28 protein-coding genes and 2 pseudogenes are annotated in these 25,859 nt (G+C 47.9%); 1 reads left to right on the plus strand and 29 read right to left on the minus strand.

Going from position 1 to position 25,859, the window contains the following annotated elements; translation table 11 throughout:
* Positions 1–12: 12 nt before the first annotated feature.
* Genes bshB1 through C7R92_RS24565 form a run of 4 tightly spaced genes read right to left on the minus strand, consistent with a single transcriptional unit; the run spans position 13 to position 2,258 of the window.
* The gene (gene bshB1 / locus C7R92_RS24550) at positions 13–708 is read right to left on the minus strand and encodes a bacillithiol biosynthesis deacetylase BshB1 (RefSeq protein WP_106835974.1); all 696 of its coding nucleotides are present in this window, start codon (positions 706–708) and stop codon (positions 13–15) included.
* Positions 705–1,115, minus strand: a complete 411-nt coding sequence (locus C7R92_RS24555; protein ID WP_056492842.1) for a methylglyoxal synthase — start codon at positions 1,113–1,115, stop codon at positions 705–707. Before C7R92_RS24555 ends, bshB1 begins: the two co-directional genes overlap by 4 nt.
* Before the next feature lie 50 nt (positions 1,116–1,165).
* Complete coding sequence (dapB, locus tag C7R92_RS24560) at positions 1,166–1,918, minus strand: 4-hydroxy-tetrahydrodipicolinate reductase (protein WP_106835975.1); 753 nt, start codon at positions 1,916–1,918, stop codon at positions 1,166–1,168.
* Complete coding sequence (locus tag C7R92_RS24565) at positions 1,911–2,258, minus strand: nucleotide pyrophosphohydrolase (protein ID WP_016740047.1); 348 nt, start codon at positions 2,256–2,258, stop codon at positions 1,911–1,913. Before C7R92_RS24565 ends, dapB begins: the two co-directional genes overlap by 8 nt.
* A gap of 215 nt (positions 2,259–2,473) precedes the next feature.
* Here C7R92_RS24565 and C7R92_RS24570 point away from each other — a divergent pair, with 215 nt between their 5' ends.
* On the plus strand, positions 2,474–3,331 hold the full coding sequence (locus C7R92_RS24570) for a YitT family protein (RefSeq protein WP_017248139.1): 858 nt from the start codon (positions 2,474–2,476) through the stop codon (positions 3,329–3,331).
* A 60-nt stretch (positions 3,332–3,391) separates the two neighbouring features.
* Here the strand turns inward: C7R92_RS24570 and C7R92_RS24575 are convergent, their stop codons facing one another.
* The 25 genes and pseudogenes from C7R92_RS24575 to aroC all read right to left on the minus strand — a co-directional run bounded on the left by C7R92_RS24575 (position 3,392) and on the right by aroC (position 25,656).
* On the minus strand, positions 3,392–4,207 hold the full coding sequence (locus C7R92_RS24575) for a sporulation protein YpjB (protein WP_106835976.1): 816 nt from the start codon (positions 4,205–4,207) through the stop codon (positions 3,392–3,394).
* A 48-nt stretch (positions 4,208–4,255) separates the two neighbouring features.
* Positions 4,256–4,855, minus strand: a complete 600-nt coding sequence (locus C7R92_RS24580) for a DUF1405 domain-containing protein (protein ID WP_017248137.1) — start codon at positions 4,853–4,855, stop codon at positions 4,256–4,258.
* 79 nt (positions 4,856–4,934) lie between these two features.
* Positions 4,935–5,276 (minus strand): annotated as a pseudogene (locus tag C7R92_RS33505) (c-type cytochrome); the annotation flags it as partial.
* Positions 5,259–5,723: pseudogene (locus tag C7R92_RS33510) on the minus strand (menaquinol-cytochrome c reductase cytochrome b/c subunit); the annotation flags it as partial. The pseudogenes C7R92_RS33510 and C7R92_RS33505, both read right to left, overlap by 18 nt.
* Before the next feature lie 28 nt (positions 5,724–5,751).
* On the minus strand, positions 5,752–6,423 hold the full coding sequence (qcrB, locus tag C7R92_RS24590; RefSeq protein ID WP_012686173.1) for a menaquinol-cytochrome c reductase cytochrome b subunit: 672 nt from the start codon (positions 6,421–6,423) through the stop codon (positions 5,752–5,754).
* Position 6,424: 1 nt separating this feature from the next.
* On the minus strand, positions 6,425–6,943 hold the full coding sequence (locus C7R92_RS24595) for a Rieske (2Fe-2S) protein (protein ID WP_106835978.1): 519 nt from the start codon (positions 6,941–6,943) through the stop codon (positions 6,425–6,427).
* Positions 6,944–7,196: 253 nt separating this feature from the next.
* The gene (locus C7R92_RS24600; RefSeq protein ID WP_069845320.1) at positions 7,197–7,619 is read right to left on the minus strand and encodes a DUF2487 family protein; all 423 of its coding nucleotides are present in this window, start codon (positions 7,617–7,619) and stop codon (positions 7,197–7,199) included.
* Positions 7,620–7,708: 89 nt separating this feature from the next.
* On the minus strand, positions 7,709–7,924 hold the full coding sequence (locus tag C7R92_RS24605) for an IDEAL domain-containing protein (protein WP_007716588.1): 216 nt from the start codon (positions 7,922–7,924) through the stop codon (positions 7,709–7,711).
* Between the two features lie 9 nt (positions 7,925–7,933).
* Positions 7,934–9,052, minus strand: a complete 1,119-nt coding sequence (locus tag C7R92_RS24610) for a hypothetical protein (RefSeq protein ID WP_106835979.1) — start codon at positions 9,050–9,052, stop codon at positions 7,934–7,936.
* A gap of 103 nt (positions 9,053–9,155) precedes the next feature.
* Entirely contained in the window at positions 9,156–10,103 is a 948-nt protein-coding gene (locus C7R92_RS24615; RefSeq protein WP_069845322.1) for a tetratricopeptide repeat protein, read from the minus strand.
* 128 nt (positions 10,104–10,231) lie between these two features.
* A complete protein-coding gene (locus C7R92_RS24620) occupies positions 10,232–10,882 on the minus strand; it encodes a zf-HC2 domain-containing protein (RefSeq protein WP_017248132.1) in 651 nt (216 codons plus the stop codon).
* Positions 10,879–11,469, minus strand: a complete 591-nt coding sequence (locus C7R92_RS24625) for an RNA polymerase sigma factor (protein ID WP_007716581.1) — start codon at positions 11,467–11,469, stop codon at positions 10,879–10,881. Before C7R92_RS24625 ends, C7R92_RS24620 begins: the two co-directional genes overlap by 4 nt.
* A gap of 146 nt (positions 11,470–11,615) precedes the next feature.
* The gene (locus C7R92_RS24630) at positions 11,616–12,737 is read right to left on the minus strand and encodes an amidohydrolase family protein (protein ID WP_069845324.1); all 1,122 of its coding nucleotides are present in this window, start codon (positions 12,735–12,737) and stop codon (positions 11,616–11,618) included.
* 323 nt (positions 12,738–13,060) lie between these two features.
* The gene (gene aroA / locus C7R92_RS24635) at positions 13,061–14,341 is read right to left on the minus strand and encodes a 3-phosphoshikimate 1-carboxyvinyltransferase (RefSeq protein WP_106835980.1); all 1,281 of its coding nucleotides are present in this window, start codon (positions 14,339–14,341) and stop codon (positions 13,061–13,063) included.
* A 91-nt stretch (positions 14,342–14,432) separates the two neighbouring features.
* A complete protein-coding gene (locus tag C7R92_RS24640; RefSeq protein ID WP_106836001.1) occupies positions 14,433–15,536 on the minus strand; it encodes a prephenate dehydrogenase in 1,104 nt (367 codons plus the stop codon).
* A gap of 69 nt (positions 15,537–15,605) precedes the next feature.
* Positions 15,606–16,700 (minus strand): histidinol-phosphate transaminase, encoded by a 1,095-nt coding sequence (gene hisC, locus C7R92_RS24645; protein ID WP_106835981.1) that lies wholly within the window; start codon positions 16,698–16,700, stop codon positions 15,606–15,608.
* Positions 16,701–16,729: 29 nt separating this feature from the next.
* Positions 16,730–17,548 carry a tryptophan synthase subunit alpha gene (gene trpA / locus C7R92_RS24650; protein WP_017248127.1) on the minus strand — a complete coding sequence of 273 codons (819 nt, stop codon included), beginning with the start codon at positions 17,546–17,548 and terminating at the stop codon, positions 16,730–16,732.
* Positions 17,549–17,550: 2 nt separating this feature from the next.
* Positions 17,551–18,771, minus strand: coding sequence for a tryptophan synthase subunit beta (trpB, locus tag C7R92_RS24655; protein ID WP_017248126.1), 1,221 nt, complete (start codon positions 18,769–18,771; stop codon positions 17,551–17,553).
* Positions 18,734–19,402 (minus strand): phosphoribosylanthranilate isomerase, encoded by a 669-nt coding sequence (locus tag C7R92_RS24660; protein ID WP_106835982.1) that lies wholly within the window; start codon positions 19,400–19,402, stop codon positions 18,734–18,736. Before C7R92_RS24660 ends, trpB begins: the two co-directional genes overlap by 38 nt.
* Positions 19,399–20,199 (minus strand): indole-3-glycerol phosphate synthase TrpC, encoded by an 801-nt coding sequence (gene trpC, locus C7R92_RS24665; RefSeq protein ID WP_106835983.1) that lies wholly within the window; start codon positions 20,197–20,199, stop codon positions 19,399–19,401. Before trpC ends, C7R92_RS24660 begins: the two co-directional genes overlap by 4 nt.
* Entirely contained in the window at positions 20,189–21,214 is a 1,026-nt protein-coding gene (gene trpD, locus C7R92_RS24670; protein ID WP_069845330.1) for an anthranilate phosphoribosyltransferase, read from the minus strand. Before trpD ends, trpC begins: the two co-directional genes overlap by 11 nt.
* Complete coding sequence (gene trpE / locus C7R92_RS24675) at positions 21,208–22,722, minus strand: anthranilate synthase component I (protein ID WP_069845331.1); 1,515 nt, start codon at positions 22,720–22,722, stop codon at positions 21,208–21,210. The genes trpD and trpE overlap by 7 nt, the downstream gene beginning before the upstream one ends.
* A 290-nt stretch (positions 22,723–23,012) precedes the next feature.
* Positions 23,013–23,390, minus strand: coding sequence for a chorismate mutase (gene aroH / locus C7R92_RS24680; RefSeq protein ID WP_069845332.1), 378 nt, complete (start codon positions 23,388–23,390; stop codon positions 23,013–23,015).
* A gap of 2 nt (positions 23,391–23,392) precedes the next feature.
* Positions 23,393–24,493 carry a 3-dehydroquinate synthase gene (aroB, locus tag C7R92_RS24685; protein WP_106835984.1) on the minus strand — a complete coding sequence of 367 codons (1,101 nt, stop codon included), beginning with the start codon at positions 24,491–24,493 and terminating at the stop codon, positions 23,393–23,395.
* Positions 24,493–25,656 (minus strand): chorismate synthase, encoded by a 1,164-nt coding sequence (gene aroC / locus C7R92_RS24690; RefSeq protein ID WP_017248119.1) that lies wholly within the window; start codon positions 25,654–25,656, stop codon positions 24,493–24,495. Before aroC ends, aroB begins: the two co-directional genes overlap by 1 nt.
* Positions 25,657–25,859: the final 203 nt, after the last annotated feature.

Raw genomic sequence — 25,859 nt, forward strand, 5'->3', positions numbered from 1 at the left:
TGTCACTCCTTCTCACAAGCTCTTTAATACATACGGAGCTGCACTGACAAATCCTTCTGCGTAGGCTACACCAGCCTGCTGACCAAACAGTCGCTCTCGATACTCGACAGATTCCAGATACCCGTTGGTAAGCGGTGTTTGAACGCCACCTTCTTCTAGCTCAAACTGACTACGGTAGCAACGCAGCGCCTCCATTTTTTGCGGATAAACAGCGGTGATATCCACGACAACCTGAGGCGTGACAGTCGAATTAATGAAATAGTAAAGGAATTGCGAAGGTCGATAGGCAGGCACAGAAGGCTCTGGCAAATACTTACGGATGCCCGCATTAAACACCGCCTCTCGAACGATTCGACTTACACTTTCGTGATCTGGATGACGATCCGCGAAATAAGGCGCAAGCACAATGGCTGGACGAGTTTCGCGAATGAGCTTGCCGACACGTTCAATCGCACTTTCTCTGACTGCTTCCAAGCCACGATCAGGCAGGCCAAAGTTATAGCGAGCAGCCACTCCCATCACTTGGTCAGCTGCTGTCGCTTCTTGCTGCCTTCTTTCAACCGTTCCATTCGAAGACAATTCAGCATAGGTCAAGTCGAGAATCCCCACGCGCTTTCCCTGTTTAGCGGCCAAGATCAGACTGCCTGCCGCACCGATCTCGACATCGTCAGGATGAGCGCCGATTGCCAAAATATCGAGTGAACTCATGCTTCATTCTCCTCATGCACCACTTCACGCCAATCCAGTTGTCCCAGCTCCAAAGCCTTCAGCATGATTTCTGCCGAACCGAGATTGGTGGCAAACGGTATCTTGTGCACATCACACAGTCGAAGCAGTGCGATAATATCAGGCTCATGTGGTTGAGAGGTAAGCGGATCACGCAAAAAGATAATCAAATCCATCTCATTGCGGGCGATCATCGCACCGATTTGTTGATCGCCTCCTAATGGCCCTGACAGAAATCGGGTTAGGGACAGCGACGTAGCTTCCATGATTCGCGACCCAGTTGTTCCTGTGGCATACAGGTCATGTTTTGCCAAAATGGATTCATAGGCCATCGCTAGTTGCACAATCTGTTCTTTCATTCGATCATGGGCAATCAATGCAATTTTCAAGAAAACCTCTCCCTTTATGGCTGGGTATCGTGTGTATGTTAATCAAACGTTTAATCAATCAGATGTTCCAATCCGTAAATCAATCCGTTCATATTCATTACGGCTTTAATGGCCATATTCACGCCTGGCATGAAAGATTCCCGGTTAATCGAATCATGGCGAATAGACAGCGTTTGGCCTGTTGCACCAAACAAAACCTCCTGATGAGCAACCATACCTGGAAGACGGACACTGTGAATCCGGAATCCTTCGTAATCTGCTCCGCGAGCGCCTGGAATCGTTTCTACCTCTTCAGGATGCCCTTGCTTGAGCTCTTCCCGAACGGCTGCAATCATCTCAGCGGTCTTCAAAGCAGTTCCGCTTGGCGCATCCAGCTTGCGGTCATGATGCAACTCGATAATTTCCACATGCGGCATATATTTTGCTGCCATTGCGGAAAACTTCATACATAGAATCGCGCCGATCGCAAAATTCGGGGCAATGATAGCACCCAGTCCCGCTTCTTTATAGCGCGCAGTCATCTCTTGCAGCTGTTCTGTTGTCAGGCCCGTAGTTCCGACAACTGGTCTCACACTACGAGCCAAACAGAGCTCCATATGACGGTAAACCGTATGGGGTGTAGTAAAGTCGACCAGAACATCCGGCTTCATTTCGTCCAGTTGTTGATTGATTTTCTCTTCGCTCACACGCGTATCCAGATTGCCAGTAAAAACAAGTGAGGTATCCTGCGCCAGCATTTTCACTACCTCTTGCCCCATTCGACCATTTGCGCCTGCAACTGCTACACGAATTTGTTTAGTCATGCTGCTCGTTCTCCTCTATTCTCGTCCAGCGATCTTTATCGCGAGTATTAAACTTGTGCATAATACGATCAAACGCTTCCTGCAAATCGATTCCGAGCGAGTTTGCGAAACAAATCACGATGAAGAGTACGTCACCCAGCTCTTCCTCTACTGTTTTTTCGCCTTCGTCCTTTTTCTTCGGTTTTTCTCCATAAAAATGGTTGATCTCTCTGGCTAATTCCCCTACTTCTTCTGTCATTCTAGCCAGCATCGAAAGCGGAGAAAAATATCCTTCTTTAAATTGCGATATGTATTGATCAACTTCTTGCTGCATCTCTTGCATCGTCTTTTGCCGTTCCATCCGCCCACTCCTTTTTTCACAGTCTTCTCTCTTTCACCTATCGTACTAAAAAAGGCTTGGTTTGCCAAATCACAATACTTCGTCTTTCCAGCATATGGACAATCAAACGAGCGTTCATTTATAATGGCTTTCGGATAGCCCTCAGGTAACACAAGTATTACCTGCACATCATGTCCGGGGGGAAGCCATTCCTGATCCGGCGAACAGGAGGACATATGAAAATTCGTCTTGATAGTATCTTTGCCATTATCATCGGTTCTGCCATTATGGGATTTGGTATTAATGCGTTCAACATTCCCAACCATTTAGCTGAGGGCGGTATCACTGGTATCAGTATTTTGATCAAGCTGTTAGTTCCATCTGTGGATCAGGGGGTCGTCTTCTTCGTCCTAAACGTACCGTTATTTTTTCTAGGCTGGAAAATTCTTGGACGAACTTCTTTTTTCTACACGATTTTGGGAACGGTTTCACTCTCCGTCTTCTTATCCTTGTTTGATGGAGTTCTTCCGCTTCAAATGAAGGATCGCTTGCTCGCCTCCCTCTATGCCGGGGTAGCTGTCGGAGTCGGTTTAGGGATTATTTTCCGTTACGGCGGGACCACTGGCGGAGTGGACATCATTGCCAGACTGCTTCAGAAATACATGGGTATCAGTATGGGGAGGACGTTGTTTTTCGGAGACATCTTGGTCATTGGGGCATCTCTCGTCTATTTGAATCTGGAAAGCGCCATGTACACACTTGTCGTCGTCTTTATCGCAGCACGTGTCATCGACTTTTTCCAAGATGGGGCATATGCCGGCAAAGCACTGACGATCATTTCCAACGAAGCGGACAAGATTGCCAATCAAATCCTTGAATTCGGTCGTGGTGTTACCCTTTTAGCAGGAAAAGGCGCCTACTCTGGTGATGAAAAGAAAGTAATCTATGTGGTTATCAGCCGCAACGAAGTGATGCGTTTTAAAAATATCGTGCAAGAAATTGACCCGCATGCCTTTGTCATCGTCAACGATGTTCATGAGGTACTCGGAGAAGGCTTTACTCTCGACGAAAACAAGAAACCGCTTCACGACTAGCACGAAGCAGCACAACAAAAACCCTTGCCTTTTCGTACAGGCAAGGGTTTTTTGCATCCATTAAGTCGAACGGATTTCTCCGTCATATTTCTTCCACGCCACATACGACAAGGCCATGATCAATGCAATCGAAATCGAGGCGAGAATGACAATTGGTGAATCTGGCCGCATCATTAAACGAGCAAACGTACTCTTTTCTTCTCCCACAAAAGCCACTTGAAAAGAGGTGTTCAATTCTCGCAACGCCTCTCGTACTAGTTGCCAATCTACCTGGCTGTTTCGCATCTCTTTGGATATGATATCGTACGCAACCGTAATCGAGGACATTTGCCCCTCTGGGAGCTGAATACTCATCCCCGGCTTAATGGCCAAAAATAATCGGTAATTCTCATCGAACTGTTCGCGAAACTGACTGAAATTCCGCTCAACAGCCGATAGCTGCAGGTTTTGGACCTGTGTTACGAGAGAAGGATAGTAGCTACGCCACATCGGCTGGTGATCATGCGTCAGAGCATCTATGGCGATACGGACCCGCGTCGCATGCCACAGCAATTGCTGTTCACTTGCGTTTGCGGAAGCAAAGCTTTGCTTGGCTGCCAGTATGGACTGTGTCACTGCATTCAGACTCTCAATTCGTATCGGATTGGGCAAATGCTGGTTCGGGAATCGTTCTGCCAGCTGTACAATGCGCTGCTCTGCCCCTTCAAGATCTCCCTTTTTTGCATACGTCAGTAACTCATGTGCAATTTGATCCAATGCGGCCAACTGCTTTTCTTCTATTGGTTGATTCAGCTTCGAGTACAAATTATGAATGGGCCACGACAAGAACAACCCGATCATGAGAAAGAATAATAAAAACCGGATGTTTTTCTTCAACGCAAATAACCTCCTTCCCTAGTACAGCCTATGGAAAGGAGGACAAGATTAGACCTTATTTGTCGTATACTTCATATTCACCCACCAGATCACCGAGATCGAGATCAGACTGAGAAGAACCGTAAACAAACCAACGAAGCCTTCATACGGATCCAGTACACTCGGCAGCCACGGATGGATGTCCATGACGTAATCGAGAAAATCATTATTTAGTGTCCACAGCGCAGCGATTCCCACCGGCAGAAGACTTAGCTTGTAAAAACGCGCATACAAAACAGATTCCACAGCCATGCCGGTGTGGGAAATGATTAGCATCACGTCTGTCCAACGCACTTCATTGCCCATCATCCAACCAGCCACGATAATGCAGACGGCCCAGACACCGTACTTAAAATTGGTGATGCCAGCCAAAGCTTCCAGTACAGGAATGTGGCGACCCAACAAATAGGTAAGGAGTACAAGCGAAAAAAGTCCGCTACCTGTCGGGCTGTCCGGAACAAAAGGAATCAAATATGCTGGTGTCTCAGCTAATTGGTTACCGTACCAGATAAATCCATATATGGTTCCCAAAAAGTTGACGACGAACAGCGTCCAAAGAAACCACCTTTTGCCCAAAGATTGCCGAAACCACTCCCATATCCAGATCATCTATAATCGTCTCCCGCTGTGTACGCCGCTAACGAAAAAGCTGACCGCATTACCAGCCAGCTTTTCCCCTATTAGCTTATTTCAAGCCAGCCATGTATTCAGCTAGCTTTGCGATTTCTGCATCATCTTTGATCATACCGCCTGGCATTGCGCCTTTACCGTTCTTGATGACATCAGTAATCTTGGCTGCATCCAAAGTTGCACCGATTTTTTGGAGGTTTGGACCCATGCCGCCCTCCATGTTTTTACCATGGCATCCCATACAGCTTGTTTGCGCTTTCCAAAGCGCATCTGCTTTAAAGCTGGTGTCAGCCGGAGCAGGTGCTGTTGCACTAGATCCCTCTTTGCCACCAGTTCCTTTACCTTTATCTGGGTGAGCCAGATGATATTCATGGTTTGCCGCCCAAGTCAGGTAGAAAATACCAACGAGTGCCGTCAGCATCAAGCCTGTAGCAACTGGACGTTTGCTAGGACGACGCTCTTTGCTGGTATCCAGCCAAGGCGCCAGCATCAGTGCACCAAATGCGATACCTGGAATAACAACGATTCCAAGAACGACCCAATCCCCTGCAGCCCATGGATATTTCAGCAATTGATACAGGAACAAGAAGTACCAGTCTGGCAACGGAATGAATGAAGTATCATTCGGGTTTGCTTTGTCTGTCAACGGCGACGGATGTGAAACCGTCAACACGAGGAAGCCAACTAAACAAACGGCTGCCACCATCCACTCTTTCAACAGGAAGTTTGGCCAAAACGGCTCGTTTTTACCTGGAAAGTCGGAGTAGGATGGAGAAATGTTTGGGATACGCTTCGCCGATACTCGGGAATCTCCGACGAAGGTAGCATCTTTATCTTGTTTTGCCATGCTATTTCCTCCTTTTTTCGAAGACCGATTATAGTGGACCCGAGATACCTTGCGAACGGATCATAACAAAGTGAGCTCCCAACAGTCCAAGCAGTGCCCCTGGCAGGAAGAACACGTGAATCGCGAAGAAGCGAGTAAGCGTTTGCGCACCTAGAATGTCTCCACCGGTGAGCAATGTTTTCACATACGGACCGATAAATGGTACCGAGTCTGCGATCTGCACACCTACTTTGGTCGCAAAGTATGCGGTGTTATCCCAAGGCAACAGGTAACCTGTGAAACCGAGGCCCAGCATAACGAAGAAAATCAGTACGCCGACTACCCAGTTCAATTCACGAGGCTTTTTGTATGCACCTGTAAAGAATACACGCAAAGTATGTAGGAACATCATCACGATTACCAAGCTCGCGCCCCAGTGATGCATACCGCGTACGATTACCCCGAACGCTACTTCGTTCTGCAGGTACTTAACGGATTCGTAAGCATTGATAACGTCTGGTACATAGTACATCGTCAAGAACATACCAGACAAGATTTGAATAACGGTAATAAAGAACGTAAGTCCACCAAAGCAGTAAACAAAAGCTGAAAAATGATGTGCCGGGTTCACGTGCTCAGGTACTTCGTGGTCAGCCAAGTCACGCCACATCGGAGTGATGTTTAAGCGCTCGTCGACCCAATCATACATTTTTTGCATCATTTTAGCCGTTCACCCCCGGACGAGGATTTGCTTTTACTTTACCTAAATACAATTTTCCATCTTTGACTTCTGTCTCATACTCATCAAGAGAGGCCGTCGGTGGCGTTCCCAAAATGTGCTCGCCATTGATCGAATAACGACCCATGTGGCAAGGACAGAAGTACTCATTTGGTTGTCCAGGGCCTGTTCCCCAGCTAACCGTACACCCTAAGTGCTTACAGATCGGGGACAGAGCAAGAATCTCACCCTTGTCGTTCTTGGTAACCCATGCAGTAAGTGTAGATTCTGATTCATACCAACCGTCCTTGGTATGGACCTTGAATTCTACGCGTTTTGGCACGGCACTAAACTCATCCGGACTGCCGACAGCTACTTTATCTCCACCTGCATGTCCTTGCAGAAGGGGGTCTACCGCAAAGCGAATCATTGGGGTGATCATTCCCGCAGCAAGGAATCCGCCAGTTCCCATCAGGGCGTAGTTCAAAAATGTACGCCTGGAAATTTCGCGTTTGTCTCCCATATCTTTTTTCCCTCCTTATCCTGTAAAATAGCGCTACGATGGCATTTTCATACATATACACTAGGTCAATCCCAATCATAGCTAACGCCTATAAAGATGTCAAGAATGTCCAGTGGACATGTCTTTACCCAAACGATGTGTGACAGGATATTGTTGCCAGATTGTCAAATTTATGACCTTGCCCCACCCATTTTTCTGTAGTATTACCGGAAAACGCTTTCTCTATTGCGTCTCTATTTTTTAGTCAAAACGATTATCCTCGCCCGGTTTGCCACAACTTGATGACCTCTTTGTATAGCACATCCACGGTCACTTCGAAACGCAAAGAAGATTCCAGGTCTTCATCCCCTACCAATAAAGTCAACACGCCTTCTTCCGTTCGTTCCTTTAATTGAATCTGTTCTCCCCGAAAATGAAGCAGTACTTTATAGGGGAATGCCGCCGGTGTTCGTTGTTCCAGCTGCTCTTCTCCTATTTGATAGCTTAACGGAAATAGCAATACGCGTCCCTTCAGTCGCTGCTCAATCCCCGCCGCTACATTCAATAAGTAGTTCATGCGTACAACATGCTCTTCTACTTTTCTGTCCGAGTTGTACAAATAAAGAGGGAGCAGCGCGGTATCCACAAAGGACCGCAACTCCTCCCAGTTTTCAAAATCGTTCAAGTTCCACTGCATAGAGCTGTCTCCTCATTTCCTTGTTCATTTCTGGAAACTAGCGTACCATGAATGGTTGGAGACTCGCAATAACGCATACGATTATGTATTTAGGCTTGCTCATAAGCCATGATCTCTTTTAATTCGTCTGTTAAGCGCAAAAACAACTCTTTGTTCTTCGATGCAAGTGCCTCATCAATCTCCTGGATTAGCGTGCGCTTGCGATATTGACGCATTTGCTCATCGATCACCATTTCAGATAGCAAACCAGAAACCATTTGATTGTTCGTTCCGTACGCGTTGGAATAGAAATTCGGCCACTCCATACCCATCCCTCACTTCAATAAAATAGTCGTTTCGGTAAAACCATTGTATTTTCGAAGCCAAGTCTGGCTCGCATACGTTGCGGTGTATAACCACTGCCCCTGTTCGTCTTGTCCGACGCGCAACAGTCCTAGATGCACCATCATTTTGCATACCCGATTCACCAAGATATCTGTAGGCGAATCGTAGTAAAACTCTTTCATCCAATGGAGTAGCGTGTCCATCAGCGATTGCTGACTTACCCATCCACCCGACGCGATCAACGGAATGAGCTGAACCAGCATCGGCAAGTTCGGGACAGCCCGCTTGTACAGCCTCATCCAGAAGCGAATGACATCGTGGTACAGTTGATCGTTATACGGTTGCTCCAGTCGCTCCCTCCCCGCTTCCGTTACTGCTACCTTGCCGTCCACTTCTACAATCCATCGGTGATAGTAGCAGAAATCGTAGAGCAAGGAAAAACGGTCAGGGTATAAATCAAAATGCAGCCCGTACCCAAAACGCCATTTTTGCGGCAAAAGCGGCTCTTCTTTTACATACAAAAATTGAAAAAGCTGCTGCTGATGACGCTTGTACATGCCACCTTCTGCGGTTAGCGGTACTGGCTCCTGCTGGAGAAATTGTAAAAATTGCATGATATCATCGCAGAGTGCTGTTCCCTCATCCCTATAAGCTTGCGGACCAGGATGAAGCAATGCGTTTGAATCACGCCATTTTGTCAGCCACGCTTGCAAGTACGGCTCACGGATGTCCAGCGGAATTTGATACTGCCCTATGGTTTTACTTTTCGCCGGAAAAATCCATCCTCGCTTCATTGCTGCTGCGACAAACTTCCGTCCTTCCTCCTGCTTTTTTTCCTTTTCACACTCCAGTGCCACCCCGGCTTTCGCCAATAAATCCTCAAGCGACATGACCGTACGCTTGTCCAGGAACAGTTGGAGCAAAAAATGGGTTTCTGCACTGCTCAGCTGCTCAACTTCTTGAGAGATTGTCAACCTGTGCCTCAAGCTAGACAACAGTGACGTAATCAATTCGTTTTTGGAATGAGGGTTGCATTCGCATCCGTAATGGTTGGCAATCTGATGGAGCTGCCGGATATCGGTGTACACCAAGATCTCAGCCAAGTTCATCTGTGCATCCCTTCTTTACGATGGCTTACTTGTCTCTCATTCTTGCCAAAATGCGGAAAAATAAACAGGAAGCCACCGAAGTGACTTCCTGTTTGTCGATTTTTTATTGCTCCTCTTCGGATTCATGGTCCCACTGGTCGTGAAGCTGTTGGTATTCTTTCGCTTCCTCATAGCGCCCGGCTTGAGTCAAAAGAGCGATCAGCCTGCGGATTTGATCCAAATCGAACCCTGACAACGATACATATTGCTTTAGGGCCTCAATAGCTGCTTCTGTTTTCCCCATCGAAAGATTCACATCTGCAGCTAATGGGTACGCAGCCACATACTCCTCGTCAACCGCTTGCAAGCTGCTGACCAATTCGGCTGCTTCATCCAGTCGTCCTACGTGGAATGCCATCAGTGCACATCCGTAGAGTACTTCTGGCGAACGATCCATGACCAGCGCCTGACGGAATACTTGGTAAGCCTGTTCGAATTGACCGTTTTGAGCGTACGAGCGCCCCTTTGTCAAAAGCATGGACAGACTTTCATCCCCGGCTTGTTCCAGGAGCTTCATTGCTTTCTCGTCATCTCCAATGCGGAAATACAAGTTACCCAGCGCTGCCATAATATCTTGGTTATCTGGCTCCTTCAGTCTTGCTTGCTCCAAATATTTGACCGCTACTTCATCTAAATCTTGGAGGGAATACAGATCCGCTAGCAATAAGTCAAGCTGGATGCTTTCAAAGCCAGATTCTTTGCATTCATAGAGAAGATGTTGCGCCGTCTCAAAATCACTGGAATCCAAAGCAATCTCTGCTAGCAGCAGCTGGCATTCTCTGCGCAAAGAGGAATCCATTTGGGGATTTTTGGCCATGACATCTGTCAGCAATTGACTCGCCTCCTCCAAATGACCGAGATGATACCAGACCTCCGCCAAATACATCATGACATCCGGCATATCTTTTCCATGCTCCTGAACCTTTTGCAGAGCGGTCAAGCCCAACTCCACTTCATCGTTTTCAATCCGCTTGATCGCTTCGTCTATGACATACAGCCACTTTTTCGGCATTTCTTTCACCTCATATGTATTTTGCGTGGCCTTGTTGCTCTACGCGCTTGCTGAACAACCACTCTAATAAAATAGCCACAAAAGACCGTCCGAAGACGGTCTTTTCTTTTACTCTTGATCATATACCATTATGCTCGCGTTAGCCAGCTCATTGTAAGAACAGTAATAAGGATTCCAAAAATACTAAGCACAATGCTGTAATTCGGCTTGGCTAAATCAGTAGAAGTCGGCTTTCCATCGAGCGGTACGATCGATGCAGTAGCATGTTCCAGTGAATCACCTTGCGACGTATATGGCTGTGCTTCTACCACGTATGTACCGTCGTCTGTTTGCATGGAAGAAGAAATGACTTGCGCCTTTGGCGTGTTAATCTCCATGACTTCTCCGTTAATAACGAGAGAATTCGCATGCTCCGTGGTACTTGTATTCACATATAAAGTGAATGAAAAGACCATGAGCAACAAAACCGCTACACTCGCACCCATGCGTCGCATTCTCGCTGTCACGCTGAAAATTTTTCTGCCGATCGGGATCGCCCACTGCTCTTCCGATAAAATACGGGCCATCACCGCGTCTACAATGGAACGTGATGGAGTTACAGAATGATATTCTTCTTTATCCATTTCCATCCACTCACCACTGTCCGACCAAATCTCATAGTCGGAACGACAGGCATAGCATGCGGCCATATGGTGATCAACCCGACGTTGGGTCACCTCAGGCAACAGATTTTCGGCGTATTCAGGCAGCATTTCCTGAACTTCTTCACATCTCATCATCGATTCATCCCTTCAGCTTCATCCAAATGAGGGTCCAGGATGTAGTTTTCCAACTGTCCACGAATACTTTGCCGCGCTCGAAACAGTAGAGACTTCACAGAGCTCACTGTTAAATCCAGAATCGTAGCGATTTCTGTGTAATCCATTTGTTCGTACTCGCGTAATATCAGTGCTGAGCGTTGCTTCTCTGGCAGACTGTTGATTGCCAGTCTCACCATGCTCTCCCGTTCATTCCGGAGCAAAACTTGCTCAGGCAGTGTCTTGGGAGATGCCATAGGCACTTGCAACGTATCATCCAGATACACATCAGAATTGCGACTCTTGCGCAATTCACTGAGTACGGAGTTGCGTGCAATCGTATAGAGCCAGGTGGAGAATGTAGCTTCTACATCTCGGAAAGAATGAATGCTCTTATACGCCTTGTAAAACGTCTCCTGACATATATCCTCCGCTATATGCTCTAAATGTGCCTGACGCAAAAGATGAGTGACAAATGAGAGGATCTTTTTTTCATATCGACGAATCAGTTCAGCATAGCATTCCAGATTACCTTCTTTAATCTCTCGGATAAGCTGGGAATCGGTCATGATCAGGATTACCTCCTTGCGATTCCGATCCCTCAGCGGCCTTTTGCATAATTAGACTGCTGGGGATGTAAAAAGTTGCGCGACCTTACGATTCTTTTTCTCGTGTGTCTGCTGGAAACCATTCACGAAAAAACCCCCAACCGGGGTTATATGACATAAGCGTAGGGCTTCGTGTCGAATAAACACTTACCCATACCAATCAAAGGGATAAATCGCATATTTCGATATATCCATTTACCGTTCGACATAACAGATGTTGGAAGATGCATTTCACTAAAATTGAGAATAGTGGAAAGATCATTCTTTGTCAACCAGTTTTCCTTTTTCAGGAAAACGATATCAGCGTCTGCGCCAGTTGTCAAGCTTCCTTTTCGCGGATACAGTCCAATTGCTTTTGCGACATTTGTCGAAGTGAGCCTGACTAGCAAGCAAAGCAATTCTTCAGGCGTACACCAGTTCTTTCGTGTATCAATCCGCACATCGTGAATCGGAGATGCTACTTGCCAACTCCCAAACCATTGACGATGTAATTGACGAAGACCTTGATCCGTCACTTCGGCAGGTAAACGAAAGATATGCAGGAACGGATCATTTTCTTCAAAATGAAAGGCCGCTTGAGAATCAGTGATGACTGTGCGTAATCGCCAATAACGAGTAGCCTCCATCCAAATCTGTCTAATGAGTTCCCGTTGTTCTTTTTTCAAAAACGGATCATTCTGTACCTGCATGTGCAGGATCGTATGTTTAGACGTATGAAGTTGCAAAAGCGTTTCCCATTTTATTGTGGAAATTTCTTCTGGATTTCGAATCGTGACATGAAACGAAGAATAGCCATGGTTCATCCACTCCGCTAAGCGGTCACCGTGAAGATCAGCGACATCGATTTCCACATGCCAAACATAATCCAACAAACTGTTGAAGTGCTGGGTTTGTTGATAGTGAATTTGCGGTCTGCTCATCCAACGCTCTGGTTGGAAGACGTCCACCAGGCTTGTACATCCCGAGCTGATGAGATTTCGCATGGCTTCTATATAAACATCTACATCTTTGATTTTATACAACGAATGTGTCGGGAGTGCGACGAAACCGGGCAAAAGATACATACCGGTAGCATCTATTTCTTCATATAAATCGTTGAAGGGGTTTTTCGTCAAGGTATCTTTAGCCATTCGTACAATTTTCCCATGACGAATCCAAATATCTACTTCTTTCATTCCTAGTGCTGTGACAATCGTTCCCCCACGTATGACCGTCCCTTGCTCCAGCATAGCTCGTCCCCCTCCCGTTTCTCATGCACACACTACCCTTGTACGAGCATATGCACAGAAAGGAGAAAAAGTACTAATGAGGATCAAACCGCTTTTTAAACAAAAAAAGACCGCCGTTGATGTAAGCGCATTCAAACGACGGTAGCACACACGTGCTTTCTTATATTGGATAGGAGTGGAGAGAAACCATACTGTAGTTTTATAATAAACGGAATGTAAGCGCTTGTCAAATCATTTTTGCTAAAATTCGGAACGCTTTGTCCTCCCTCAAAAAAAAGAAGCCTGCTACCTTATAAAGGCACAGACTTCTCTTTCATTTTTTCTTATTGGCTGATTTTCACAAGCAAGTCATGGAAGCCAGGGAACGATACATCAATCGCATCATCATTTTCGATGGTCGTCTCTCCCTCGGCAACGAGACCCGCAATCGCCATCGCCATGCCGATTCGGTGATCCCCCATGCTATCGATGACAGCCCCTGTCAATCCTGTTTTTCCTTCAATGATCATTCCGTCATCTGTAGCTGTCACCCTAGCGCCGAATTTGGACAGTTGACTAACCACCGTGGCAATACGGTCTGTCTCCTTTACTTTCAGCTCTTCCGCATCACGGATAACGGTTTGACCTTTGGCCTGCGTTGCCATGACCGCAATCACCGGAATTTCGTCAATCAGGCGTGGAATGATATCTCCAGCAATTTCAATACCGTGCAGCTCCGAATGTGTCACGAGGAGGTCTGCAACCGGCTCTTCATTTACGACTCGCTCATTCAAAAGCTCCAGACTTCCCCCCATCGCCTTGACAACGTCAATAATGCCCGTGCGGCTTGGGTTAATTCCGACATTTTCAATGAGAAGAGAGCTGTCTGGTACAACCATTACAGCCGCAATCAAAAAGGCAGCGGAAGAAATGTCACCGGGAACAGAAATGGCACGGCCCTTCAGCTTTTGTCCGCCTTCTACCGAAACGGTCAAGCCATCACGCACAACTTGTACACCAAATGCTTGCAGCATACGCTCCGTATGATCGCGAGATAAATGCGGCTCTGTTACACTCGTCACGCCTTTTGCCTGCAACCCTGCCAGCATAATCGCTGACTTCACTTGTGCACTCGCAACTGGGGATTGATACGCGAACCCTTGAAGCTCCCCACCTCGAATGGATAACGGTGTGTATTCGCCGTCTTTTCTTCCATCGATTTTGGCGCCCATTTGACGAAGCGGTCCGATCACACGACGCATTGGTCTTTTGGCAATGGACTCATCGCCTTCCATCACCACATGGAAAGGCTGTGTTGCCATGATCCCTGCCATTAAACGAATGGTCGTACCGGAGTTCCCTACATCCAAATGTTGAGACGGTTCCTGCAAGCCATACCAGCCTTTTCCTTGTACGGTTACGGCATCTCCTTGTTGTTCAATCTCAATCCCCATCCGACGAAAGCAGCTAATCGTGCTCAAGCAATCGGCACCCGGCAAAAAGCCTTCAATGGTTGTGGTTCCTTCTGCTAGAGCTCCAAACATAACTGCACGGTGGGAAATGGATTTATCTCCTGGCACGCGAACGGTACCTTTGATTTGTTTGGCTTGTTGTACGCGAAGCATTTCTTCCACTCCTTTTCTCTCTCACGCTCTCCCAGAACGCCAGTCGCACTGTGAAGCGTCTTCGTTGTAAAGTGTGTTTGCATAAAAAAACTTATGTGCGCTTGTATACATTGTAATCGAAAAAGCGAAGAACTTCCTCTCCCTTTTCCAACTCTTGTTGCGAATGGAACGTAATGCGTAGCACCCCATAAATGTCTTCTCGTGTCTCTCTGATTTGGAGATTCGTGATGTTGATTTCTCTTGCTCCCAATAGTGTCGTAATTCGTCCGATTTCACCCGGGTTGTCAGGGATATCGATATACAAATCGTTCAAAGGAGGCAATGCACCCGTTTTGCGCTCAGGCAAGCTGTCGCGGAATTCTCGTGCCGTTTTGAAGAAATGCTCGATTCCTTCTGGATCTCCCTGTTCTACAAGGTGAACGACATCTTCCAATGCGTTTGCCCAATCTTTTGCGATTTTCAGGATCGGATCACGGTTTTGCAGCAAAATATCACGCCACATCTGAGGGTTGCTCGATGCAATGCGCGTAATGTCACGGAAGCCACCAGCAGCAAGCGTAGCATGCCAAGCATTTTCCTCGTCGTACCCTGCCACCAGATTGACCAGAGCAGAAGCGAGAATATGCGGGAAATGGCTGACTGCACCCACGACCTGATCATGCGAATCCGCGTCCATTTGCACGACTTTTGCGCGAGTCAGTGTAAGTAGTTCAGACAATTGCTTTATTTTTTCTTCAGGTGTTCCCGGCGCTGGTGTCAAAACATAATAGGCGTTTTCCATAAGACGGTCAGAAGCAGCTTCCACGCCGGATTTATGCGAGCCAGCCATCGGATGTCCACCAATAAACGTAACATGATCGGGAATGACATCCACCGCTTGTCTCACAATACCTGCTTTTGTACTGCCAACATCCGTAATGATCACACCAGGCTGCAGATCCATTTCCACTAACGAGCGAATGGTTGCAACGATTTGCTCTACAGGTGATGCGAGGAAAATGACATTTGCTTCTCGAACTGCAGTCTGCAAATCAGTTGTGCCAGCATGAATGACACCAAGAGTCAGTGCTTTATCCAAACAATCCTGACGTAAATCGTAGCCGACTACCCGAATATTTGGATCACGTCGCATAGACAGCGCGATTGAGCCGCCAATCAACCCGACGCCGATTACAGTAATGGTGGTTCTTTTCATCTCCACTCTCTATCCTTCCTTCATCTCTCTTAGACAAAGATGCCGAGGCATGCCCGGCATCTTCGTTCTTTATTTCAATGCTCCAGTCACGATTTCTTTTAATACAGAAAGAATCTTATCATTTTGCTCTTTGGTCCCGATGGTAATACGTTGAAAACCTGGGAAGCCTAGCGCATTACCAGAGCGAACGATGATGCCTTGAGAGAGCAGCTTCTTAAATACTTCATCGGAATCCCTTTTCAAATCAACCAAGATAAAGTTGGTCTGAGATGGATAGTAGGAAATCCCCCACTCGTCAAAGGAATCGGTAAACTGCTTCATGCCTTCACGGTTGCGATCGCGGCATGCTTTCACAAATTCCTGGTCTTTTAACGCCGCACGTGCTGCTACTTGGCCAAGTGTGCCTGTATTAAACGGCTCACGCACATGTTCCAAAGAGGAAATGAGCTCCTCTGACGCGACCCCGTAGCCGATACGAAGGGCAGCCAAACCGTAGATTTTGGAGAAAGTACGCAAAATAATCAGGTTCGGATACTCAGCGAGCATCGGTACTGTTTGTGGATACTCTGGATCCACCACATACTCGTAGTAAGCCTCATCCAATACGACCAGCACATTTTTGGGAACCTTTTTCAGAAAAGCTTCCAACTCGGATGTTGTTACAATCGTCCCAGATGGATTGTTCGGGTTACACACCCATACGACCTTCGTCTGTTCGTTGATGGCAGCCGCCATCGCTTCGAGATCGTGAACGCCATCTTTCAACGGCACCTCAATCAAGTCTGCTCCTTCAATAATCCCATTTGAGCGATATTGCGAGAACGTTTGCGTCGCCATGACTGCATTTGTTCCTTCGCCCAAAAAAGCACGAGAGATCATCAACAGAATTTCATCAGACCCGTTGCCGAAAAACAATTGACCTGGTTTGACTCCGAGGAAGTCAGCAAGATCCCAGCGTAGATTAAGGCTTGCACCGTCTGGATATAGGGCCAAATTGTCCAACTGTTCCGCAATGGCGGCTTTAGCCTTCGGTGAGGAACCAAAAGGATTTTCGTTGGACGCCAGCTTGATGACTTCGGTCAGACCAAATTCACGTTTAACGTCATCAATGGGCTTGCCAGGTTGATATACCGGGGCATTGAGTATGCGTTGTTTCGGTTGCATCCACGTTCACTCCAGTCACATTTTTCCCACTATTGTAGCGCACTGGCTAACTGATGTACAAAGGTTTTTATTTTTTCTACTGCTTCTGGCATCTGTTTTGGGTCTTTCAGTTGCTCAGCATGTTCCTCGATTAGCTGTACAATGGCACTTCCCACAATGACACCATTTGTATGGGGTGCTACTGCTCGTACCTGATCCGGCGTGGATATTCCGAAGCCTACCGCAGTAGGAACCGATGTACTGGCCTTTACTCGTTCCAGAAAATCTGCCAAATCCTCTCGCAGGTCGACACGGGCACCCGTCACACCGAGCGACGATACACAATAAAGAAATCCGGTTGCTTGCGCGCCAATCGTATTGATTCTGGAACTAGAAGTTGGTGCCACCAGCGAAATGACATGAATGCCATTCTGTTGTGCTGCGGTTACTACTGGACCGTTTTCCTCAATCGGCAAATCAGGAATCACAACACCATCAGCACCATAGGCCGCGAGATCGGCAAAAAAGCGCTCGATGCCATATTGTAAAACCGGATTGAAGTAGGTGAACAGGACGATGGAAGCCTCCATACCTGATTCGCGAAGCCTTTTGACCAAGTGCAAAGCATCCCCGATCGTCACGCCATTTTTCAGCGCGCGTTCTGAAGCCCGTTGTATCGTTGGGCCATCTGCCAAGGGATCGGAGTAAGGGACGCCGAGCTCAATGAGATCTGCTCCTGCTTCGACCATCGCTTTTACGAGATGAAAGGTTGCTTCTATTGAAGGATCGCCTACCGTTAGAAATGGGATGAATCGTTTGCGATCACGATCCGCGAATAATTGATCGATTCTGTTAAGAGCTGTCGTCATGATTACTCTCCCCCTCCTGCTGTCAGCGCTTCTTGAATAGTTAGTACGTCTTTGTCCCCTCGACCAGACAAGCAGATCACGAGTATTTGGTCTGAAGTCATTTCTTTCGCACGTTTTATCGCTTCAGCTATCGCATGTGCGCTCTCCAACGCTGGAATGATCCCTTCCGTTTGACAAAGCACTTGTACTGCCTCGAGCGCTTCCGCATCTGTTACCGATGTATAGGTCACTCTTCCACTGTCTTTGAGATAGGCGTGCTCAGGTCCTACTCCTGGATAATCCAAGCCAGCCGAAATCGAATGCGCTTCTTGCACCTGTCCGCATTCATCCTGCAACAAGTAGGTTAAGGAACCGTGGATGACTCCCGGGCGTCCAAGTGTTAGTGTTGCTGCATGTTTTTCAGTATCGATTCCTTTTCCTGCCGCTTCTACCCCTCTAAGCGCGACAGACTCATCCTGAATGAACGGATAAAACATGCCAATCGCATTGCTGCCGCCACCAACGCAAGCAACGATCTCGTCTGGAAGCCTTTTGAGCATTTGTAGGACTTGACTGCGAGTCTCTTCTCCGATAATTTTTTGGAATTCGCGTACGATGTACGGATATGGATGTGGGCCAACGACAGATCCGATGACATAAAACGTTTCTTCGACATGGGAAACCCAATGGCGAATCGCTTCGTTTGTCGCATCCTTAAGTGTACGTGAGCCGGATACAGCAGGAATGACTTCGGCACCAAGTAGCTTCATCCGAAAAACATTCAACGACTGGCGACGAATATCTTCTTCCCCCATGAACACCTTGCAAGAGAGTCCGAGCTTTGCTGCCACAGTTGCACTTGCCACTCCGTGCTGACCAGCGCCCGTTTCGGCAATAATTGATTTTTTGCCCATGCGCTTGGCTAGCAAGGCTTGGCCCAAAGCATTGTTCAATTTATGTGCACCCGTATGGTTAAGATCTTCTCGTTTCAAATAGATTTGGGCACCGCCGACCGTTTTCGTCAAACGCTCTGCATAGGTGAGCGGAGTTGGGCGTCCAGCATACTCGCTGAGCAGTCCATTCAATTCTTGAACAAATGCCGGGTCTCGACGTGCTTCTTCAAAAGCGATCTCGAGTTCTGTCACCGCATTCATCAAGGTTTCCGGAATAAACTTGCCTCCGAAGGCACCAAATCGTCCGTTTTCGTCAGGCACGACTCGCGTAGTTGTTTGAATGTTGTTCATGCGCCTTCACCCTCTCCACCAATGTTTTTATTTTTTCGGCATCTTTTTCGCCATCTGTCTCTACTCCACTGGACACATCGACTATCCCTGCTTGATACTGCCCCATTAATTCTCCGACATTCTTCGCATGAATCCCTCCAGCAATGATGCAGTCTGCTTCCTCGCATGCTGCTTGCAATGCAGGGATTTGCTCCCACGAAAACTTTTTCCCTGTACCACCTGCTTGACTAGGGTCATACGTATCAAACAAAAAGGCACTGACAATGCCTCGATAGGATTCAATTGCTTGAGCAGCATCCGCTTCTCCGCCCACTGCCAACGCCTTCCATACCGGAATTGCAAACCGCTCCCGAACTTGCTGGCAAAATTGTGGCGTCTCCTGTCCATGCAATTGGATCACAGATAATGGTGCCTCACGTAGCACTTCCTCCAGTTCTTCCATCGTCGGATTTACGAACACACCAACAGCAGGAGGATGGCCCGAAACGGCTGCAAGCAATTGTCCAGCAGTCTGGGCATCTACTTGTCGCTTACTTGGGGCAAAAACAAGGCCTACGTAATCGACTTCCAGCTCATTTAACAGCGCAAGTGTTTCCGCTCGCTTAATCCCGCATATTTTCAAACGAGTCATACACTCACCCCCGATGCGGCTTCTCCCACGAGATCAATGACTGCGCGCTCTACGTCTGTTTGGCGCATGAAATGCTCTCCAATCAAGACAGCCCGGGCACCTGCACTTCGTACATTCTCAATATCCGCTGGTGTCGAAATCCCACTTTCGCTCACAATCGTCAATGACGTAGGCAGTTCTGCAATCAGCTCATGCGTAACGGCTAGGTCAGTTTGAAACGTATTTAAGTTTCGATTGTTGATCCCGAGCAATTTAGGTTCCATCGCTTGAAAAACAAGCTCGCACTCGCGTTTGTCATGAACCTCCACCAGTACATCCATGCCCAGCTCCTCGGCAGTTTGGTTCAGGTGGCGAAGTGTTTCTCGATCGAGAATGGCTGCAATGAGCAACACACAATCAGCGCCTGCTGCTCTTGCTTCCACGACTTGAATTTCATCAAGTAGAAAGTCTTTTCTGAGTAATGGACGATCAATTGCCTCGTGAATTTGCCGTAGATAGCTCAAGCTCCCTTGGAAAAAGGACTCGTCTGTCAAAACAGACAAACATTCTGCGCGAGCGGCCTGATAAGCCTTCGCAATGGTCACTGCTTGGAAATCAGGTCGGATTAACCCTTTGGATGGCGATGCTTTTTTTACTTCGGCAATCACGCTTACAGGCCGTACACTTGTCTCCAATGCGTGACGAAATCCACGTGGACGTTGTACTTCTTTCGTTGCTGCGAGCAATGCTGAAACGGTTGTTTCTGCTTGAAGACGTGCGATCTCTTCGCGTTTCTTTTCTACGATTTTACGAAGCATGAATCATACCTCCTGCGATGTGACGAACGTGCTCAAGCTTTCGCGTGACCAGTCCGCTGTCGATCAATTCCGCTGCACGTATAACCCCTGTTTCAATCGAGCTAACACGATCTGCGAGGTAGAGGATCGCGCCCGCATTCAGCAAAACGATGTCGCGTGCTGCCCCACGTGCACCGGAAAACACGTCGTGAATGATCTTGGCATTCTCATTGGCATCACCGCCGCGCAAAGCATCCTTTTCATGTCTGCGAAGACCGAACTGCTCAGGCTCGATTTCATACGTCAAAATACGCCCATCGCGCAACTCGGCAATATGACTCGTTCCCGTTACCGTCAATTCATCTAGACCATCCGAACCTGCGACAACGAGCGCTCTGTTCACATCCAGCTCGTGTAAGACTGCGGCTACATTTGGAAGCAGCTTGGCATCATACACGCCCATAAGCTGATGGCTGGCACCTGCTGGATTCGTCAATGGTCCCAATAAATTAAACACTGTGCGAATCGCCAATTCTTTTCGCGGTCCAGCTGCATGCTTCATTGCTTGGTGGTACAGAGGAGCGAACAGGAAGCAGAGATTGGTCGCTCGCAGGCAATCTGCAGCGTCCTTTGGAGATAAATTGACGGGCACTCCCAACGCTTCCAACACATCAGCACTGCCACTTTTGCTGGAAACTGCACGATTCCCGTGCTTGGCGATACGTACACCGTCAGCTGCTGCGACAATGGCACTCGCCGTCGAAATGTTAAAGGTGTGACTTCCGTCTCCGCCTGTTCCGCAGGTGTCTACCAGACCTGGCAGATCGATCGGAAAACTCATCGCCCGCGCTCTCATCGCTTTAGCAAAACCGATAATCTCTTCCACTTGCTCGCCTTTCAAGCGAAGACTCGCTAAAAATGCACCAATTTGAGCTGGAGTTGCCTTTCCGTCCATAATCTCACCCATGGCCTCTTCTGCAACCGTCCGTGTTAAGTGCTTCCCAAGCAGAATTTGTTCCAGCGCGTATGTTAGCATGACAACTCCACCTTTCTGACAAACATCTGTTCAGCTTTTTCTAAAGCGGAGAGCATCGCTGCTGCTTTGTTCACCGTCTCTTGATATTCACTCGCAGGGACTGAGTCCGCTACGATGCCTGCTCCTGCTTGTACATGTGCGTACCCATCCTGAAAGAACAACGTTCGAATCGTGATACAGCTATCAAGTGAACCATCAAATGAAATGTAGCCGATTGCTCCCGCATACAGATGACGTGCGTCAGGCTCGAGCTCTGCAATAATTTCCATCGCCCGTAGCTTGGGAGAACCAGATACCGTCCCTGCCGGAAAAGCGCTTAGCAATGCATCGAAAGCGTGCAGTCCCTCACGAAGCTTGCCTGTCACATGCGAAACCATATGCATCACATGGGAGTAGTTTTCAATAATCAGTGCTTCCTCCACTTTCACACTTCCGTAAGCAGAGACCTTTCCTACATCGTTGCGCCCTAGATCCAGCAGCATGTAGTGCTCGGCTCTCTCCTTTTTATCTGCCAAAAGATCAGCCGCCAGCGCAGCATCTTCTTGTGGGGTTGCCCCTCTTTTCCGCGTTCCGGCAATCGGTCGCATCTCTACTTTTTCATCTTCTACACGCACGAGCAGTTCTGGTGATGTCCCGACCACGGTCTCGCCCTCGTATTCGAGATAGTACATATACGGGGAAGGATTCAACGTGCGCAACAATCGATACACCGCAAAAGGATCGACATCTGTCTTTACAGAAAAACGTTGCGACAACACGACTTGAAAAATGTCGCCGGCTGCGATATATTCTTTCGCCTGCACGACTAGTTGCTCGTATTGCTCACGCGTCATATTTGGCTCTACTGCTAATGGCGTTGGTGTATCCGCCGCTACTTGAATGCGTTGATCCATTTCAAGCGGAGCCATAACTTTTGCAGCGAGCTCCTCGATTCGTTCGCAGACTTGCTTGTATTTTTCACCAATAGTATCCGCAGTGTCGCCTGGCTCCACATGGAGGTTCACAATCAATTGAATTTCCTGCTTCAAATGATCAAAGGCGATCATCTCATCAACGAACAGAAAGCGCATATCCGGCACTCGTACAGCTTCCTTGCGATGTGCTGGCAAATTTTCGAAGTAGCGCAGAGTATTGTAGCCGAAAAAGCCTACCGCACCTCCACTGAGACGAGGTAACCCGGGTAGCTTTGGGCTTTTGTAGCGATCGGTTTCTTCACGCAAAAAGGAGACGGGGTTTCCTGTCTGGACAAGCTTTTCACCAGTACGATAGGAAATGGTGATTTCTTCCCCTTTTGCTTCTACGATTTGAAAAGGATTCATGCCAATGAACGAAAAACGAGCCCAGCGCGCACCACCTTCTACGCTCTCCAGCAAAAAGGAATCACTCGTGCGAATCTTCTGATACAAGCGAATCGGTGTCTCCTGATCCGCCAACAGTTTCATGCTTACAGGGATAAGGGAATACGACGCCGAGAGGGTCTTAACCTCGGCAAGGGAAGGGAAATACATGAACTCTCATCTCCTCAATTAGTGGGAGAGAAAAGGGAATCAGACATCGCCTTTTCTACACCCGCTTCCTAGAGCGAGAGGTAGGGGGGAGGAATTTTTTGTATACAAAAAAAACCCAGACAAAGAGACCTGGATTGGGTGTCAATATGTACCCAGCCTTCTCTTCTCTCCTCAACCTAACTCATCTCAACTCTGCTCAACTCATTCTCTGCTCTCAGCCGGCTTTTGCTTATTACCGGAAAAACGAGGCGCTCTCGTTTCACTTATGGTAAAAGAGAGCGCCCTAATTGTCAACCGCGATTTGTCAAATCCGGGCGCAACTTGACTGCATCACGCAAAAAGACGTGATGCATGTCTTTTGCTGTCTTGTCTGTATTCACATGCATCATGACACGAATACAAAGCGGCAAGCCACCCGGCACTGGGATTTCTCTTGCGCACATGAGTGGCACATATTGCCAAGCTTCTCCTTCAAGCAGGCGAGCCGCTTGAGCAGGGAAGGTCGCACAGAGGTCCTCTGTCGTCGTGATAATAATACTACCAATGTCTTCGGGGTTTACTTCATTGCGACTTACCATTTCTTCCAACAACCATTTTGTAGAGGAGACAATCTCTTCGCGCGTATCGGCTTCCACCGTGACTGCGCCTCTGATTCCTCTCATTCCCATCCTTATCCCTCCACTTCTTCTCTCATGACTCCCAGTATGAGTTCTTCTTCTATATTTTTGACGACTTCAACCTGCCCGATTGCCCTAGGCAACACCAATGCCAGTTTTCCGCCTACCGTCTTTTTGTCCCGTTTCATGGCTTCCAGCACAGCTTCTGGCGAGAGATTACCCGGCCACGCCGTTGGCAAGTGGAACAATTCCAGCATCCGTTTCGTGCGATTGTATACACCTGTCTCGGCAAAACCAATGCGTTCTGCTACCTTGGCTGCCAAACACATCCCAATTGAGATAGCTTCCCCATGATTCAGGGTGGAGTAAGCAGACAGCGCTTCAAATGCATGCCCAAACGTATGACCCAAATTAAGCAATGCACGCTGCCCTTGCTCTGTCTCGTCTTGCGAAACAATAGCCGCTTTGACTGCGCAACCTTTTTCAATGGCTTTCCCTAATAATTCTGAATCGAGCTGCCATAGCCTATCCGCGTTGTCTTCCAGCCAATCGACAAAGGCAGCGTCGGCGATAAGACCATGCTTAACAACTTCTGCAAAACCTGCTGCGACCTCCCGCTTCGGTAAGCTATGCAATGCTTTCGTGTCGTAAATGACAACTTTCGGCTGATGAAAAGCACCAATGAGATTTTTTCCGAGTGGATGATTGATCGCTACTTTTCCACCAACCGAACTATCATGTGCGAGCAAGGTGGTCGGCATTTGAACGAAATCAATGCCGCGCATGTACGTAGCAGCCACAAATCCAGCCAAGTCTCCGACGACTCCACCACCGAGAGCCAATACAGCAGACTTCCTGTCCAGTCCTGCATCAATTGCCTCTGTCATCAATCGTTCGTAGACAGCCAGGCTCTTCGATTGTTCTCCAGCAGCGATGACAGCTGAGTGGGCCTTATACCCATGCTGTCGCAAAACTTCAAGCAAAGGCTCTAGGTAATGAACCGCTACATTCTCATCTGTGACAATCATCAGCTTGCTAGTAGAAGCAATTCCTGCCTCTACTAGCAACGCTGCTGCATCGTGCAAAAGACCGTCGCCTATCACAATCTCGTAGGAACGCTCCCCCAGTTCAACAGTCAGCTTCTCTACACTCATTAGAATTTCTCCGTATACGCACGGTATTGACGTACGTTTTCTGCCATGTCGTCAAGAGAATCAGAAGGGAATTTTTCGCACATTGCACTCGCGATCTCCCACGCTACCACTGCCTCCGCAACCACACTTGCCGCTGGAACAGCACAACTGTCGGAACGCTCAATGCTCGCTGAGAATGGCTCTCTCGAGTCAATATCCACACTCATCAACGGTTTGTACAAGGTAGGGATCGGTTTCATGACACCCCGAACAACTACAGGCATTCCTGTCGTCATTCCGCCTTCGAGTCCACCTGCACGGTTTGTTTTACGGCTGTAGCCGGTTTCTTCGTTCCAAATAATCTCGTCATGAACTTGCGAGCCTTTCAGACCAGATGCCTCGAATCCGATGCCGATTTCGACACCTTTGAAAGCCTGAATGCTCATAATCGCTTGTGCAAGACGTCCATCCAGCTTGCGGTCCCATTGCACATGGCTACCCAAACCAATCGGCACGCCTTCAACGATAACTTCTACGGTACCACCGAGGGAATCCCCGTCTTCTTTTGCTTTATCAATCGCCGCCATCATCAGTGGCTCTGCTTCTTTATCCAAGCAGCGTACTGGCGATTCTTCTGTGCGTGCAATCAGCTCGTCCAGACTTACTTCTTGTCGCTTCGCCACGATCTCATTGATCTGGAGTACCTGTCCGCCAATACGGATACCAAATGGAGCCAGCAATTGGCGAGCTACTGCACCAACAGCTACGCGGACAGTGGTCTCACGAGCGCTGGAACGTTCCAGAATATTGCGCATATCGCGTTGATGATACTTAATAGCCCCGTTTAAATCAGCATGTCCAGGGCGTGGACGGGAAACACGACGCTTTTCTTCAGTGCCTTCCTCTACAGGTTCAGCACTCATGATTCCTTGCCAATGCGTCCAATCATTATTTTCAACGACCAGTGTGATAGGAGCTCCGGTTGTATATCCATGACGGACACCAGAAAGAATTTTCACCTGATCCTTTTCAATCTGCATTCTTCTGCCGCGGCCATGGCCTTTCTGACGACGTGCCAACTGCTCATTAATTTCCTCAATGGAAATCGGCAAGTTGCTCGGTACGCCCTCAATGATAGCTGTTAATTGCGGCCCGTGGGATTCCCCTGCTGTCAAGTAACGCATCTCTATCCTTCCTCCATCCTCCAGGCAGCCTGTATCCCAAAATGACTCTTTTCGGGATGCTGTCCTTTATCACTTTTAAGCGCTATAATATCATACCTAGTACGCCGTGGAAATACAAAAGTGGCAAACGTCTGCGAAAAACCTTTTCTTTTTACAGGAAAACGCCCCTCCGTATAAGGAGAAGCGCTCTCGTTACGCTATCG

The organism is Brevibacillus porteri (assembly GCF_003013475.1).
In the GTDB taxonomy this organism is placed as follows: domain Bacteria; phylum Bacillota; class Bacilli; order Brevibacillales; family Brevibacillaceae; genus Brevibacillus; species Brevibacillus porteri.

Bases quoted from the DNA above. Each gene is read 5' to 3' on its own strand.
- bshB1 (WP_106835974.1), bottom strand. From the start codon at position 708: ATGAGTTCACTCGATATTTTGGCAATCGGCGCTCATCCTGACGATGTC.
- dapB (WP_106835975.1), bottom strand. From the start codon at position 1,918: ATGACTAAACAAATTCGTGTAGCAGTTGCAGGCGCAAATGGTCGAATG.
- C7R92_RS24565 (WP_016740047.1), bottom strand. From the start codon at position 2,258: ATGGAACGGCAAAAGACGATGCAAGAGATGCAGCAAGAAGTTGATCAA.
- C7R92_RS24570 (WP_017248139.1), top strand. From the start codon at position 2,474: ATGAAAATTCGTCTTGATAGTATCTTTGCCATTATCATCGGTTCTGCC.
- C7R92_RS24580 (WP_017248137.1), bottom strand. From the start codon at position 4,855: ATGATCTGGATATGGGAGTGGTTTCGGCAATCTTTGGGCAAAAGGTGG.
- qcrB (WP_012686173.1), bottom strand. From the start codon at position 6,423: ATGATGCAAAAAATGTATGATTGGGTCGACGAGCGCTTAAACATCACT.
- C7R92_RS24595 (WP_106835978.1), bottom strand. From the start codon at position 6,943: ATGGGAGACAAACGCGAAATTTCCAGGCGTACATTTTTGAACTACGCC.
- C7R92_RS24600 (WP_069845320.1), bottom strand. From the start codon at position 7,619: ATGCAGTGGAACTTGAACGATTTTGAAAACTGGGAGGAGTTGCGGTCC.
- C7R92_RS24605 (WP_007716588.1), bottom strand. From the start codon at position 7,924: ATGGAGTGGCCGAATTTCTATTCCAACGCGTACGGAACGAACAATCAA.
- C7R92_RS24610 (WP_106835979.1), bottom strand. From the start codon at position 9,052: ATGAACTTGGCTGAGATCTTGGTGTACACCGATATCCGGCAGCTCCAT.
- C7R92_RS24615 (WP_069845322.1), bottom strand. From the start codon at position 10,103: ATGCCGAAAAAGTGGCTGTATGTCATAGACGAAGCGATCAAGCGGATT.
- C7R92_RS24620 (WP_017248132.1), bottom strand. From the start codon at position 10,882: ATGATGAGATGTGAAGAAGTTCAGGAAATGCTGCCTGAATACGCCGAA.
- C7R92_RS24625 (WP_007716581.1), bottom strand. From the start codon at position 11,469: ATGACCGATTCCCAGCTTATCCGAGAGATTAAAGAAGGTAATCTGGAA.
- C7R92_RS24630 (WP_069845324.1), bottom strand. From the start codon at position 12,737: ATGCTGGAGCAAGGGACGGTCATACGTGGGGGAACGATTGTCACAGCA.
- aroA (WP_106835980.1), bottom strand. From the start codon at position 14,341: ATGCTTCGCGTACAACAAGCCAAACAAATCAAAGGTACCGTTCGCGTG.
- C7R92_RS24640 (WP_106836001.1), bottom strand. From the start codon at position 15,536: ATGAAAAGAACCACCATTACTGTAATCGGCGTCGGGTTGATTGGCGGC.
- hisC (WP_106835981.1), bottom strand. From the start codon at position 16,700: ATGCAACCGAAACAACGCATACTCAATGCCCCGGTATATCAACCTGGC.
- trpA (WP_017248127.1), bottom strand. From the start codon at position 17,548: ATGACGACAGCTCTTAACAGAATCGATCAATTATTCGCGGATCGTGAT.
- trpB (WP_017248126.1), bottom strand. From the start codon at position 18,771: ATGAACAACATTCAAACAACTACGCGAGTCGTGCCTGACGAAAACGGA.
- C7R92_RS24660 (WP_106835982.1), bottom strand. From the start codon at position 19,402: ATGACTCGTTTGAAAATATGCGGGATTAAGCGAGCGGAAACACTTGCG.
- trpC (WP_106835983.1), bottom strand. From the start codon at position 20,199: ATGCTTCGTAAAATCGTAGAAAAGAAACGCGAAGAGATCGCACGTCTT.
- trpD (WP_069845330.1), bottom strand. From the start codon at position 21,214: ATGCTAACATACGCGCTGGAACAAATTCTGCTTGGGAAGCACTTAACA.
- trpE (WP_069845331.1), bottom strand. From the start codon at position 22,722: ATGTATTTCCCTTCCCTTGCCGAGGTTAAGACCCTCTCGGCGTCGTAT.
- aroH (WP_069845332.1), bottom strand. From the start codon at position 23,390: ATGGGAATGAGAGGAATCAGAGGCGCAGTCACGGTGGAAGCCGATACG.
- aroB (WP_106835984.1), bottom strand. From the start codon at position 24,493: ATGAGTGTAGAGAAGCTGACTGTTGAACTGGGGGAGCGTTCCTACGAG.
- aroC (WP_017248119.1), bottom strand. From the start codon at position 25,656: ATGCGTTACTTGACAGCAGGGGAATCCCACGGGCCGCAATTAACAGCT.